Genomic DNA, 14641 nt, shown 5'->3' on the forward strand with positions numbered 1-14641 from the left:
GTCATTCCACGGGCGAGACTACCACGCCGCGGCGAGCGCAGAAAGTGTGCTCAAACACGGTCGCCGCGGCACGGCATCCGCCGACTCCTGCGCGGGCCGCTACAGCGCCCGCAGGATGTCGTCGACGCGCTCCTTGGCGTCGCCGAACAGCATCTGCGCGTTCTCACGGAAGAACAGCGGGTTCTGCACGCCGGCGTAGCCGGAAGCCATCGAGCGCTTGAAGACGATGACGTTCTCTGCTTCCCACACGCGCAGCACCGGCATGCCGGCGATCGGGCTGCCGGGGTCCTCAGCCGCCGCCGGGTTGACGGTGTCGTTCGCGCCGATGACGAGGACGACGGCCGTCGATGCCAGGTCGTCGTTGATCTCGTCCATCTCGAGCACGATGTCGTACGGCACCTTCGCCTCGGCCAGCAGAACATTCATGTGCCCCGGGAGGCGCCCGGCGACGGGGTGGATGCCGAAGCGCACATCGACACCGCGGTCGCGCAGCTTCTGCGTGAGCTCGGCAACAGGGTACTGCGCCTGCGCGACAGCCATGCCGTAGCCGGGTGTGATCACCACGGTCGACGCGTTCGCGAGCAGGTCGGCTGCGGTCTGGGCATCCACCTCGCGGTGCTCGCCGTGATCGACGTCGTCTTTCGCGGGCGCGGCGATGCCGAAGCCACCGGCGATCACCGAGATGAAGGAGCGGTTCATCGCCTTGCACATGATGTAGGACAGGTAGGCACCGGAGGATCCGACCAGCGCACCGGTCACGATCAGCAGATCGTTGTTCAGCAGGAATCCGGCTGCGGCCGCTGCCCAGCCCGAGTAGCTGTTGAGCATCGAGACGACCACGGGCATGTCGCCGCCGCCGATGGATGCGACCAGGTGCCAGCCGAGCACGAGCGAGAGCAGCGTGACGACGATGAGCAGCCACAGCACGGGGGTGATGACGTACCAGACCGTCAGCGCGATGAACACGATGATCGCCCCGAGGTTGAGCACGTTCTTCCCGGGCAGCATGAGCGGCTTCGACGGCATCCGCCCCGAGAGCTTCAAGAACGCGACGATCGAGCCGGTGAAGGTCACGCCACCGATGAAGATGCCGATGAAGACCTCGGCGTGGTGAATGTCGGCGAGCGCGCCGGTCAGGCCGGGGCTGTGCAGGTGACCGTTCCAGCCGACGAGCACGGCGGCAAGGCCCACGAAGCTGTGCAGCAGGGCGATGAGCTCGGGCATGCCGGTCATCTCGACCTTGCGCGCACGCCACAGCCCGATCACGGCGCCGACGAGCATGGCGGCCAGCAACAGCACCAGGCCGACGACGGCCTGCGGCTGGCCCCACGCCCCCTGGAAGGTGACCCACACAGTCGCGACGAGCGCGACCGCCATGCCGACCATGCCGTAGACGACGCCAGCGCGCGAGGATTCGTGGCGGCTGAGGCCCGCCAGACTCATGATGAACAGCAGGGCGGCGACGATGTACGCCGCGCCCGCAACCGATGCGGCGATGTCGAGCGCGCTCACTTGTCGGCTCCCTTCGAGAACATCTTGAGCATTCGGCGGGTGACCGCGAACCCTCCGAATATGTTGATGGATGCCACGAGCACGGCGATCGCGGAGAGAATCTGCACGACCGGGTTCGGGGTGGTGATCTGCACGATCGCGCCGACGATGATGATGCCGCTGATCGCGTTGGTGACACTCATCAGCGGGGTGTGCAGCGCGTGCGAGACCTTGCCGATGACGTAGAAGCCGACGACGACCGAGAGCATGAGCACAGTGAAGTGCTGCGGCAACGGTGCCGGAGCGAAAGCATTGACGAGGAACAGTGCGGCGATGCCGGCGGCGATCAGCCCGATCTTCCCTCCGGGCGATAGGCCCTTCTTCTTCGGTGGCGCGGCCTCCGCAGCGACCGGATCAGCCGTCTTCGCGGCCGGCGCCGCCGATACCTGCACCGGCGGTGGCGGCCAGGTCTCCGCACCGTCGCGCACGACAGTGACCGCGCGCTGGACGACGTCGTCGAAGTCGAGCACGAGCTGGCCGTCTTTACCGGGGGTGAGCAGCTTCAGCAGGTTCACGAGGTTCGTGCCGTACAACTGCGAGGCCTGCGTGGGCAGGCGCCCGGCGAGATCGGTGTAACCGAGAATGATGACGCCGTTCTCCGTCACGACACGCTCGCCGGCGACCGAGCCCTCGACATTTCCGCCGGACGATGCGGCCATGTCGACGATGACGCTTCCTGAACGCATCGCGGCGACATCGGATGCCGTGATCAGCCGAGGTGCAGCGCGACCGGGGATCTGCGCCGTCGTGATGATGATGTCGACATCGGCGGCCTGCTCGGAATAGATCTCCGCAGCGCGCCGGTCGTAGGCTTCGCTGGTCGCCTTGGCGTAGCCGTCGCTGGAGACCTCTTTCTGCTCGTCAGGCACGACGACTTCGAGATACTCTCCGCCGATGGACTTCACCTGATCGGCGACTTCGGGGCGCGGGTCCGTCGCGCGCACGATCGCACCCAGGCTCGATGCGGCGCCGATCGCCGCCAGCCCGGCGACCCCCGCGCCGGCGACCAGCACCTTCGCCGGCGGCACCTTGCCGGCGGCCGTCACCTGCCCGGTGAAGAAGCGCCCGAACTCGTGCGCCGCTTCGACCACGGCACGATATCCGGCGATGTTCGCCATAGAGCTGAGCACGTCCATCGACTGCGCACGCGAGATGCGCGGCACGGCGTCCAGCGCGAGCGCCGTGATCCCGCGGGTCGCAAGAGCTTCGCGCAGCTCGGGCCGGAGGTTCGGGGCCAGTTGCGCGATGAGTGTGGCTCCGTCGGCGATCTTCGCGATCTCAGCATCTGTCGGAGCATCCACCTTCAGCAGAATCGGTGACGCCCACGCCTCCTCGGCGGTGACGATCGTCGCGCCGGCTGCCGCGTACGCGTCGTCAGGATACGCGGATGCCGCGCCCGCTCCTGCTTCGACGACGATGTCGTAACCCAGCTTGCCGAGCGCCCCGACGGTCTGCGGGGTCGCGGCGACTCGCGTCTCCCCCGGTTGTTCCCGCACGATGCCGATACGCGTCATCTACTGCTCCTGTCTCTCTTCGACGAGGGCCGAGGACCGGCCCATCATCGACACACGAGACGAGACTCTATCGATGTCCGACGAAACGGTAGCGATTATTGCTGCTACCCAGATCGAAAAAAATGCAGTTTTTGACGGCCCGCAAAGTCATTCGACGGCGTGATCCCCCCTTCAGAGAGTCACTCGGCGGCAAGAACCAGGCCCGAGCCGTCGGCTGCGAGGTCGACGGTCACGGTGTCGCCGTCGCGCACGCCACCGGAAAGCAGCGCCGTGGCGAGCTTGTTCTGCACCTCGGTCTGGATGAGCCTGCGCAGCGGTCGCGCTCCGTATACCGGGTCGTAGCCACGCTCGGCGAGCCACAACCGCGCATCGGGGGTGACGGCGAGGGTGAGTCGGCGCTCGCGTAGCCGGTCCTGCAGATGGTCGACAGCGAGCTCGACGATCTGGGCGAGGTCGTCCTCGGTGAGCGACTGGAAGATGACGATGTCATCGAGCCGGTTCACGAACTCGGGCTTGAACGCCTGTCGCACGAGGGCTTGAACACCCTCGCGCTTCTCGTCGCTCGAGAGCGTCGGGTCGATGAGGATGGGCGAGCCGAGGTTCGACGTCAACACGAGGATCACGTTCGAGAAATCGACCGTGCGCCCCTGTCCATCAGTCAGGCGTCCGTCGTCCATGACCTGCAGCAGCACGTCGAAGACCTCGGGATGCGCCTTTTCGACCTCGTCGAGCAGCACCACGCTGTACGGGCGGCGCCGCACGGCCTCGGTCAGCTGGCCGCCCTGTTCGTAACCGACATAGCCGGGAGGGGCCCCGACCAGCCTCGAGACGGAGTGCTTCTCCCCGTACTCGGACATGTCGATGCGCACCATGGCGTGCTCATCGTCGAACAGGAACGCGGCGAGCGCCTTGGCGAGCTCGGTCTTTCCGACGCCGGTCGGGCCGAGGAAGAGGAAGGATCCGGTCGGGCGCCCGGGGTCGCTGATGCCCGCGCGCGAGCGACGCACGGCATCCGCCACCGCCGTCACGGCGTCTGTCTGGCCGATCAGTCGCTTACCGAGCTCGGCTTCGAGGTGAAGCAGCTTCTCGGTCTCGCCCTGCAGCAGACGCCCGACGGGGATGCCGGTCCACGCAGCGATGACGCCCGCGATGTCCTCCTCGGTCACCTGCTCGTTGACCATGCGACCTTCGCCGCCGTCTGCTTCGCCTTCGCTGCGCTCGGCCTCGATGACTTCGCGCTCCAGGGCAGGTATCTCGGCGTACAGCAACCGTGACGCTTTCTCGAGGTTGCCCTCGCGCTGGGCGCGCTCCGCGTCGCTTCGCGCGGCATCCAGTCGAGTCTTCAGATCACCGACGCGGTTGAGCGAAGCGCGCTCGCGCTCCCAGCGCTCCTGCAGTTCGCCGAGCTTCTCCTGCTGGTCAGCGAGATCCTCACGCAGTGCGGCAAGACGCTCTTTCGAGGCGTCGTCCTTCTCTTTCTTGAGGGCGAGCTCTTCGAGCTTGAGCCGGTCGACGTACCGGCGCAGCTCGTCGATCTCGACGGGCGCTGAGTCGATCTCCATGCGCAGGCGCGACGCGGCCTCGTCGATCAGGTCGATGGCCTTGTCCGGCAGCTGACGCGAGGGGATGTAGCGGTTGGAGAGGGATGCCGCGGCGACGAGCGCGCTGTCGGAGATGGCGACCTTGTGGTGCGCCTCGTAACGCTCCTTCAGCCCGCGCAGGATCGCGATGGTGTCCTCGACGGTCGGCTCGCCGACATAGACCTGCTGGAAACGGCGTTCGAGCGCGGCATCCTTCTCGATGAACTCGCGGTACTCGTTGAGCGTCGTCGCCCCGATCAGGCGCAACTCGCCGCGCGCGAGCATGGGCTTGAGCATGTTGGATGCCGCCACCGACCCCTCACCGCCGCCCGCCCCCATGAGCGTGTGGAGCTCGTCGATGAAGGTGATGACCTGTCCGTCGGATTCGGTGATCTCTTTCAGCACCTGCTTGAGGCGCTCTTCGAACTGGCCGCGGTACATGGCGCCGGCGACCAGCGCCGAAATGTCGAGCGTGATCACCTCTTTGTCCTTCAGGGATTCGGCGACGTCCCCCGCGACGATGCGCTGAGCCAGCCCTTCGACGACCGCTGTCTTTCCGACGCCGGGCTCACCGATCAGCACGGGGTTGTTCTTCGTACGGCGGGTGAGCACCTGGCTGACGCGACGGATCTCACTGTCGCGTCCGATCACCGGGTCGAGCTTTCCCTGGCGGGCGCGGTCGGTCAGGTTGATGCCGAACTGCTCGAGGGCGGATTGCTGGTCGTCATGGGGGGCGCTGATCTGCGGGGTGGTCATCTTTTCCTCCTGGAGAGACTCCCTTAAAGTTGAGTGTTAGTGACTCAACTTTAGCAGACCAGCTACTCGGCGACGTGCTTGCGTCTGACCAGGATGACTCCCACTGTGGGACCAATCACCGAGATCGCCAGCACGCCCGCTCCGGCCGTGACTGCGACGGCAAGATCGACTGGGCGCTCATCGGGGCCAGGTGCAAGTCCGAGCGTGGTCACCGCAGGTGTGGGTGTGACGACGATCGTCTCCGTGCCCAACCGCGTCACGGCTGCCACGGGATTGACCACTCCATAGCCGAGGGACGGGTCGCGCTCTCCAGGAGCAGAGCTCGCTGTGGTTGCATCAGCGGTGCCGATAAGGCGTTCCGACACCTCCTGCACGCTCAGTTCCGGATACGCGTCCATCACGAGTGCGGCCGCAGCTGCGGCATAGCCCACAGCAAGGGCATCATCTGTTCCTTCGATGTGACCCGGGCCATCGGGCACGGCCCCGATGAGCTCATGAGACGGCGAGGCGACATCGGGTGAGGCACCCAGCTGTTCGGGTACAGCGCCGCCCTTGAGCCCCAGCGGTGCGACGGCGAGCACGCCCTCCCAAGATGCCGGAAACGTCGGCAGTCCCTCATCCTGGATCGCTGAAGCGACGATGAGCACATCCTTGTCAACGGCTGCCTTCACTGCTCTGTTCAGCCCCTTGTCGTTGACCGTCGTGCTCAGAGGAACGGCGATCACTCGCGCACCAGCTGCGACGGAGGCGTTTATCGCAGCAGTGAGGAGCCCAGGAAGTTCTGTGTCGAGCCCCCGCTGCTCGGGGTGGTTGATGGCCCGTATCGGCAGAATCGTCGCCCCCGGCGCGACACCCACGAACTCGGTATCGCTGGCCGCCCGACTGGCGATCAGGGAGGCGATGAATGTGCCACGCCCGAAACAATCGACATCTCCCCTGCCGCCCGACAGGTCAGAACCTCGAAGCACGGCTCCACGAAGTGACGGTGTGTTCGCGCTGACGCCTGTGTCGACGACCGCGACGATCACGTCGCCCGTTGTACGAGGCCACGCACGCTCGGCGCCCATGTGTCGCTGACCCCAAGACGCAGCGGCGATGACGGGCGCGTCGGCGTTCTCTGCGCACGACGCGGAAGAGGCGGCGGCGGTCACGCCAGTGAGAGCAGAAGTATGCAAAGGCGGGGCAAGCGAAAGAAGCGGGCTGACTGCGAAAGTTAGTGCGATCGAGGCTGCCACCAGGCGACGTGTCATTCGACCGGCTCCAGCCACCCGATCTGCAGGCCGCTTCCCCCACGCCTGCTGAGCAGTTCAGCACGCCCTGGGGGCAGCAAGCGCCCGCGACCGAGCGAGAAGGTCATCGGCTCGGAGGTCGGCATGGAGAACGTGAGCTCTGGAGTATTGGACTCGTGGAGCCTTCGAATGACGGAATCCATAGCGGTGCGGCTCGACCCCGCACCGGCGCGCGCCACGATCAGATGCAGCCCGATGTCACCCGCCTGCGGAATGAGCTCCACGAGTGGGGCGAGCGGACCGCCGGTGACGCTGATCAACAGATCGTAGTCATCGACGAAGACGAAGATCTCCGGCCCGCTCCACCAGTCTCGCTGCCGAAGCTGGGCCGGTGTGATGTCGGCGCTCGGTACACGTTCGTGCAGCTGGGCGGCGAGCTTTGCGATGACTTGCTCCGCCGCCGACGTAGAAAACGCCGTGCCGACCAAGTACGGCTCGGGCACGGACTCTACGAGGGTGCGTCGTGGATCGATCACCGCAATCTGTGCTTCTTCGGGTGAGAACGTTGCCGCCACTCCCGTCGCGATAAGGCGCATCGCTGCAGTCTTACCGCTGGCCGAATCACCCACGATGCTCAGATGCGGCACCTTGACGAAGTCGTGCCACACGGGTTGGAGATCCAACTCGCCGTGGCCGAGGGCGATTCGCGGCCCCGGCTCCGGGGCTGGTAGACGAGCCGCATCGAGAACTGTGGGCAGCATCCGCACCTTCGGCGCTGGCGGCCCCGACCACGCCTGTGCCACGGCCTCGCACAGCTCGCGCGAGGCCGTGGCCACGCTGTCGGCTGTGGAGCGTCCATCGATTCGCGGCACTCCCGCGAGGACGTGCATGTTCTCCGCGTTGATGCCGCGCCCCGGAAGCTGCGGCACGGTGGCAGCCTTTCGCATGCCGTGGACAGAGTCGATCGGATCCCCCAGCTTCAGCTCCACCCGGGTTCCCAACTGGTCTCGTAGAGAGCTGTGCACATCGGTCCACCGATTCGTGGTGATCATCACGTGTATGCCGTAGGCCAGTCCCTGGCGTGCTAGCTCGCGCAGGGTGAGGTCGTGCTGTTCGAACTCGGCACGCAGTGCTGCCCAGCCATCGACGACCAGGAAGACGTCGCCGAAGCTTTGATCCGGGAACTCTCCAGCTTTTCGTCGCGCCCGATAGTCGGCCATGCCTTCCAATTTGTGCTCGGTGAAAAGCTGCTCCCTGTCGTGCATGAGGGACGTCACTTCGGCGATTGTGCGGGAAATCTGCTCGCTTTGGCGCCTGCTCGCGATTCCTCCAACATGAGGAAGCTTCTCCAGCGTCGACAGGCCGCCACCGCCGAAATCGATGCACAGGAACTGCACCTCGGCAGGAGTGTGAGTAAGGGCGAGCGCACTGACGATCGTTCGAAGCAGCGTCGTCTTACCCGATTGTGGCCCGCCCGCGATTCCCACATTGCCGCCTGCGCCCGAGAGATCGACATCATAGAGTTCACGGGTCTGTTCGTAGGGCTTGTCTACAACGCCGATCGGCACGCTGAGGTTGCCGGAATACATCATCCCCGCGGCGTGCAGCCCGCGTTCTGGATCAGGGAGCAGGGGCGGCAGCAACTGATCAAGCGTGGGCGGTTCTGCAAGCGGTGGCAACCAGACTTGGTGTGCCGGAGGCCCGAATCCGATGAGCTTGTCCACGATGATCGACATGACTGTCTCTTCCTCAGAATCATCCGGGGTGTTCTCGGAGACGGCGTCAGACTCTGGTTCTTCGTCGCCAAGATCGATGGTCTCTTCGTCTGCCTCGGACGCTTCGATGGCCAGTCGAGAAGCGGCACCTTCGAGAATCGGCGGTGCGATGCTTTCCGCACGGAAGACCACGACCTGCTGACTTACTTCCTCCTGGCGTTCCTCACGAGTACGCCGTCGATATGCGCCGGAGACGTACGCTGCTTTGAACCGCGTCAGCGTCGCCACGTCACTTCGCAGGTAACCATTACCCGGCGCGTTGGGAAGCTGATGTGCATCGGGGACACCGATCACGCTGCGACTCTCCAAAGCGGAGAACGTCCGGAGCCCGATTCGATACGACAGGTGACTCTCCAATTTCGTCATTCGGCCGTCTTCAAGACGTTGACTGGCAAGCAGAAGGTGCACTCCGAGTGAACGGCCGAGGCGACCTATCATCACGAAAAGTTCAGCGAAATCGGGATTCGACGCCAGTAGTTCGCTGAACTCGTCGACGATGACGAACAAAGTGGGAAGCGCCTCGAGCGGCGCACCCGCGAGACGAGCCTTCTCGTGTTCGAGCAGGGAGCTGTAATTGCCAGCGGCTCGCAGATACTCTTGGCGGCGATTCAATTCGCCGGCAAGGGCATCCTGCATGCGTGTGACGAGCGTGGCCTCATCGGCGAGGTTGGTGATCAACGCAGAAACGTGCGGCAGGTTGTCGAGTCCGAGAAAAGTCGCCCCGCCTTTGAAATCGACCAGCACAAAGTTCAAAGTCTCAGAGGAATGAGTCATCGCCAGACCCAGCACAAGAGTGCGCAGCAACTCGCTCTTACCGGAACCGGTCGCCCCGATGAGCAGGCCGTGAGGACCCATGCCACCCTGCGCGGCCTCTTTGATATCGAGCTCTACCGGTCGCCCCCGCTCGTCTACACCCAAAGGAATGCGCAGCCGTGAGCGGGTCAGCCCCTCGCGCATGTGCTCGACTGGTTCCCACGTGTCGACATCGTCGACATTGAGCAACGTAGGCAGCTCGAAGTCGGCAACCATCGGCTCGGCCGTTTCGGTGCCGCCACTGGCTGCGCGGTACGGCGCGATCACTCGGGCAAGCGCGACGGCGCTTGCGAGACTGAGCGTGTCGGGTCGACACAGCGCGGTGCGCTGTGGACCCTCGGTCCGATCGATGCGCACCATATGCATCTGCTCGGAATCAACCTCGAGAAAGAGACCAGAGCCATCGCTGGGCTCTGCTTCAACCCCGAGCGTGATCGTCGTGACGCACCTGTAGCCTGCGCTGCTGAGGCGCGTGCCTGGTGCGGGCACGACGCCGTCGAACAGAACCAGGTAGTACGGCTCTTCCGCGCTCGGCGCCGCTCCCGGCTCGAAACGCGTGCGACCATTGAGCTCAACATCGAGCATTTCCGTGAAACCCGCGATATCGACGTCGAACAGGCGGGCCGAACCGGCGCCATCTTGGATGCTGGGATGCTGGGCATGCGGCAGCCACTTCACCCAGTCCCAATCCGCGACCCGATCCGGAGACACGCACACAGCCAGCCGCAGTTCGTCGGGGCCATGCAGCGTCACCGCCTGCGCGACCAGGGCGCGAACCATACCGCGTGCGGCCTCGCCATCACCAACCACTCGGATCTCGGCCAGCCGGCGCAGAAACAACGCGACCGGAAGGTCGTTGACGGTGCTGTGAACAGCAATGAAGCGGCGCAGCGCCCGTGCAGACAGCGGTTCCAGATCGGCGATCGGCTTCGTCGACAGCGGCATGATCCGCTGGCTCAGGCTGTGGGATCCCAGACCGATGCGCACTTCGCCGAAGTCACCGTGGTTCGCGCGCCTTTCCCAGAGTCTGGTCGTCATCGCGAGATTCGCCAATGTGATCGGGTCGGGATGCCTCCAGGCCAGAGACGCACGCTGTTCCGAGGCTGCACGACGCACTCGCACGCGCACCTGCCCCAGATAACGCATGAAATCACGGCGGTCTCCTCGCACGGTGTTTCGGCGCTCGGCTGCCGCGCGAGTCATCTGCAGCAACACCATGAGAACGGCAAGGCCAAGCATGCCGAGAAACAGACCGACGGCGAGCGCGGGATTGCGCTGGCTGAGGAAGACGAGCATCATCACACCGCTGATGAGCATCATCGGCAGCATCATCATCATGGTGAGCGGATCTTTGGACTGCAGCTCCGGCAATGATGGCGGCTCTTGCAGTTCGATGTCGCCCGATGGCATCTCAGGCGGTTTCTCGCGCTGTCGACGGAACGGGATGGTGCTCATCGTGGATCTATCTCCTCAGCCCCCAGGGGGATTAGCTCACCGTGAACACGTCCGTAGGCCGTCGCACGGTTCATGAGCAGAGAATCGTCACAGACGAATGAACTCTTGACGACGGACTGTCCGTATCTGGGGTATGAGTTCTCTTGTCCCCGCTGCGCCATCGCCAGTTCCCGACGTTCGGCCTGATTCCGTCGAGAGCGGAATCGCAGCCGCAGGCGACATGTGCCGTCTGGTCGTGATCGGACCTAGATCTCGCGTTGAACTCGCGGTGCCTTCTCACATTCCGGTCGCCGAGCTGCTGCCGACAATCGTCGGCCACCTCGACCCGACACTTGCCACGCGCGGACTCGCACACGAAGGATGGGTGCTTCAGAGGCTCGGACAGGTACCTCTCGACGAGAATCGCAGCACCGCTGCCGCCGGTCTGCTTGACGGCGACGTCCTTTACCTCAGACCACGCGGCGATGAAATGAGCCTGGCTCAGTACGACGATCTCGTCGATGGTGTGCAGTCGAGCTTGAGTGCGCGCGGTGATGAGTGGGCACCGAACCACACCCGAGCCGCCGCGCTGACGGCGTTGGCACTCGCCTGCATGGGGACAGCCTTGGCCGCGACGACAACCGGGGTCTTCGCGCCCATCGTGGCGGCCGTGCTGGCGGGGATACTCGCGGGGACGGGGGCTCTCGTTGGTCGATTCTGGGACTCCGCCGCTGGTGATGTGCTTCTTCTCGGCTCGGTCGTAACAGCGGCTGTAGCTGGCGCGACGTTGCCGGGTGTCGTGTTCCCAGACGCAGGCGTTACACCGATCGTGCAGCTCGTGACCACTGCCGGGGCTGTTGGCATCGTCGCCGCCTCAGGAGCCTATGCACGCGGTGGAGTACGACCGCCGCTTCTGGCTATCGTCGGCGGGGCGATCATCGTCGTACTGGCACTGGCTGCTCCGCTCTTTCTGCAACCGACCCTGCAGGCCGGCGCGGCAGTCGTCCTGCTTTTTCTCATAGCGTTCGCGCGGGTAATTCCCACGCTGTCGGTATGGATCGCGGGGCTCGAGGTTGATCCCGTACCCACCTCAGCAGAGGAGTTCCAGACCGACCTCGAAACCATCTCCACCAACGAAATCACCGACAAAGCAACGAGAGTCCATTCCGTGGTGACAGCGTTCTGGGTGGCCTGGGCGATTCTGCTGTGCGCTGCAGTCTCGGTTCTCGGAGCATCCGAAGGGTGGGCATCGATGGCACTCGCACTCGTCGGCTGCGTCTCCACGCTCTTGCAGGCACGAGAGCTGCGTGCCACGGTGCACCGCGCGGCGCTGTTGGTTGCCGCGGCACTCCCGCTTGTTCTCCTCGCCGGTGTGCACGCGCTGCGCGTGCCCTCCCCCTGGCAGCTTGTGTTCGTCGCGGCGCTCACGATCGTCGCGGCGTATGCCGTCGTTGCGGTTCGCGTACTTCCCGGTCGGCGCCTCACCCCGACGTGGGGACGCCGTGGAGACATCCTTCACTGGGTGTGCGCGATCGCTGTCCCCGCCCTGGTGCTCGCTGTAACCGGCGTGTACTCATGGCTGGCCGGATTGTTTTGAACCCTCGACGCCGTCACGCACGTACATATAGCACAGCGCCAATACCAATGAGTGATAGGTGAGGGGGAAACGCCATGTACGGACGACGTGATCTCGTCGACTCGCATCTTTTCTTGCGCGGGCGCCTCACCGCCGCTGTGCTTCGCATAGACCCGGACTCTCCTGAACAGCCTCTGCGCCGCAATGACGTGGGGATGAAGATCGGTATCGCCGTCGCGCTTGTCGTTGCGCTCATCGTTGCTGTCCTCAACATTTTTCTGTTCACGGTCAACGATGTCTGGCGCAATACCCCTAGTGCGTTGATTCTCGACGAGTCCACGGGGACCCGCTACTTCATGGTCGATGAGACCCTGCATCCGGTGCTCAATCTGACGTCGGCCGCGCTGTTCCTCGGTGCGCCTCCAGAGCTCATCAAGGTCTCACCCGAAGACATCGCGGGCGTGCCACGCGGGGAGGGAATCGGCAAAGCTGGACTGCCCGACTCTCTCCCGTCATCATCGAGCACAACCGCTGTTTGGACGGCCTGCGCGGCCGATGATGGCGCGGCTCTGAACGTCGCACCGAGGTCGGATGCCGCTGAGATGAGCCACGACGAAGCCGTCCTCGTCTCCGCAGGAGATGAACTGCATCTGATCTGGAACGACTCGCGCCTGAGAATCGCTGATGATTGGGTTGCCCGAGCGCTCGGTTTCGAGCCGAATGACGCGAGAGATGTCGCACCCGCCTTTCTGAACACGATCCCCAGTGGCGCTGATCTTGATCTGTCAGCGTTGACGTTGGGGGGCGAGGGTCCGCTGATTGCGGGCGAGGAATCAACGCTTGGTCAATTGATCGAGGTTTCCGGTGCGCAATCGAGCGACAATACCTACGTCGTCACTGCGGACGGTCTCATGCACGTGACCGACACTGTCGACGCATTGCTGAGAGCGGCACCCGACAGCGACCTTCCCGATCCGCGCGTGATCTCGCCTCGTGCGCTCACCACAGCAACAGTGGTGGAAACCGCCGCATGGCAAGACCAGCTTCCCACGACGATCCCGATACCCCTGGACGACCACGTCACTCCGTGCTCGATTTGGAACGATGGCGAGATTGTGTCCGGTTCCGTTTCCGGCAGGTCGCTGAGTGAGGCCGTTGTGGTTGCGCCTGGTTCGGGCCTGCTCGCAGCGACTGCATCCGCTCCCGGCGTCCACGGCGCCGGTCTTTATCTTGTGAGCGATGCCGGCACCAAGTATCCGGTTGCCAACGCGGCAACGGCGACGGCACTCGGTTTGGACGCAGCGAGTTCCCCTGCAATTCCGGAGGATTTTCTCGCGCTATTGCCCACAGGACCTCTGATCGCTCAATGAGAAAGGACATTTAGACGACTTTCAACGATGAACATCTCTCTTATCTTTACCCCCCGCCCCAACCAATCCGATATGGAGAAAGAATATGTCTGAAGGACAACTCACTGGTTTCGAATCAACGCAGCTCCGCTCGATCATCAGCCGCACCCAGGATCAGATCGCCGCTATGGAATCGGCGCGCGGTCGTGTCGAAGGTGCAACCGAGATGCTCGCGGGTGCCGCACAAGCTCAGGCCGGCCTGGTACTTCGCCAGCGACTGAGCGAGTGGCAGCGCCAGTACAGCGATATCAAGAACAAGCTTGACCAGCTCAATTTCCAAGTGCAGTCGCTTCTCGCCGAGCGTACCGGTACGGACGACGCTACGGCCGCTTCTGCTGCGTCCTGACAAAGATCACGAAAGGAACAAATCTCATGTCATTCAACGTCAACCTTCCGCAGTTCGAGTCTGCGAACATGACGCTCAACAGCTCCTGCCAGGAGGTCGAGCAGATCCTGCAGAACATCTACGACACGATCCGCCCGATGGGTGAGGCCCAGTGGGGTCGCTCGCTTCCGGCGTGGGGCGAACTGCAGCAGCGGTGGAACACCGAGTACGCCGAGGTGCAGCAAGCAGGCGTGAACATCAAGAATGCCGCCATCCGCGTCCGTGAGGACTTCCTCCAGGGCGATCTCAGAGGCGCCGCGATCTTCGGTTGAGCAACGGGGATGCCCGGCGAGGACCTGGGCATCCCCACCTCAGCTATCAGAGACCGAGACGGACGAATTCTGCGGCAAGGCATTGCCAGACGTCTCCGAAGCAGCACCCCCTGACGACAACGAAACCTCTCGAGAAAGGAAAGTCCCGTGACTGACGAACAGAACCGTCCGGCATCAGACGAGGGTGCGCTCCCATTGGCGCCCACCGTAACCTCGGCTCCCGCGGCACCAGCCGAGTATGTCGCCACACAGCCGCAGCTCGCGACCGAGCCCGCAGGCGAGGCTGCCCCGGAGCGCACGTTCGGGCCCGACAACCCATACCCGGACGACCAGGCCTTCCGGCCGGA

10 protein-coding genes are annotated in these 14641 nt (G+C 64.3%); 5 read left to right on the top strand and 5 right to left on the bottom strand.

Annotated elements, in window-relative coordinates; genetic code table 11:
• Positions 1-99: 99 nt before the first annotated feature.
• The 5 genes from pntB to eccCa all read right to left on the bottom strand — a co-directional run bounded on the left by pntB (position 100) and on the right by eccCa (position 10673).
• Positions 100-1512, bottom strand: coding sequence for a Re/Si-specific NAD(P)(+) transhydrogenase subunit beta (gene pntB, locus Q1J95_RS03715; RefSeq protein WP_300265922.1), 1413 nt, complete (start codon positions 1510-1512; stop codon positions 100-102).
• Positions 1509-3065, bottom strand: a complete 1557-nt coding sequence (locus Q1J95_RS03720) for a Re/Si-specific NAD(P)(+) transhydrogenase subunit alpha (protein ID WP_300265923.1) — start codon at positions 3063-3065, stop codon at positions 1509-1511. Before Q1J95_RS03720 ends, pntB begins: the two co-directional genes overlap by 4 nt.
• A 179-nt stretch (positions 3066-3244) precedes the next feature.
• Positions 3245-5401, bottom strand: coding sequence for an AAA family ATPase (locus Q1J95_RS03725; RefSeq protein ID WP_300265924.1), 2157 nt, complete (start codon positions 5399-5401; stop codon positions 3245-3247).
• Between the two features lie 62 nt (positions 5402-5463).
• Positions 5464-6552: a S8 family serine peptidase gene (locus tag Q1J95_RS03730; RefSeq protein WP_300265925.1), complete on the bottom strand. Its 1089-nt coding sequence runs from the start codon at positions 6550-6552 to the stop codon at positions 5464-5466.
• Between the two features lie 95 nt (positions 6553-6647).
• Positions 6648-10673 (bottom strand): type VII secretion protein EccCa, encoded by a 4026-nt coding sequence (eccCa, locus tag Q1J95_RS03735; RefSeq protein WP_300265926.1) that lies wholly within the window; start codon positions 10671-10673, stop codon positions 6648-6650.
• A 133-nt stretch (positions 10674-10806) separates the two neighbouring features.
• On the opposite strand from eccCa, the gene eccD reads away from it, so the two are divergent.
• The 5 genes from eccD to Q1J95_RS03760 form a co-directional block, all read left to right on the top strand.
• Positions 10807-12249 (top strand): type VII secretion integral membrane protein EccD, encoded by a 1443-nt coding sequence (eccD, locus tag Q1J95_RS03740; RefSeq protein ID WP_300265927.1) that lies wholly within the window; start codon positions 10807-10809, stop codon positions 12247-12249.
• Between the two features lie 74 nt (positions 12250-12323).
• On the top strand, positions 12324-13598 hold the full coding sequence (eccB, locus tag Q1J95_RS03745) for a type VII secretion protein EccB (RefSeq protein ID WP_300265928.1): 1275 nt from the start codon (positions 12324-12326) through the stop codon (positions 13596-13598).
• A gap of 85 nt (positions 13599-13683) precedes the next feature.
• Positions 13684-13983: a hypothetical protein gene (locus Q1J95_RS03750; protein ID WP_300265929.1), complete on the top strand. Its 300-nt coding sequence runs from the start codon at positions 13684-13686 to the stop codon at positions 13981-13983.
• A 26-nt stretch (positions 13984-14009) separates the two neighbouring features.
• Positions 14010-14294 (top strand): hypothetical protein, encoded by a 285-nt coding sequence (locus tag Q1J95_RS03755; protein ID WP_300265930.1) that lies wholly within the window; start codon positions 14010-14012, stop codon positions 14292-14294.
• Positions 14295-14441: 147 nt separating this feature from the next.
• Positions 14442-14641, top strand: a 200-nt coding sequence (locus Q1J95_RS03760; protein ID WP_300265931.1) for a hypothetical protein, incomplete at its 3' end; no start/stop codon positions are given.

It is taken from the genome of Microbacterium sp., assembly GCF_029263575.1.
Classification (GTDB): domain Bacteria; phylum Actinomycetota; class Actinomycetes; order Actinomycetales; family Microbacteriaceae; genus Microbacterium.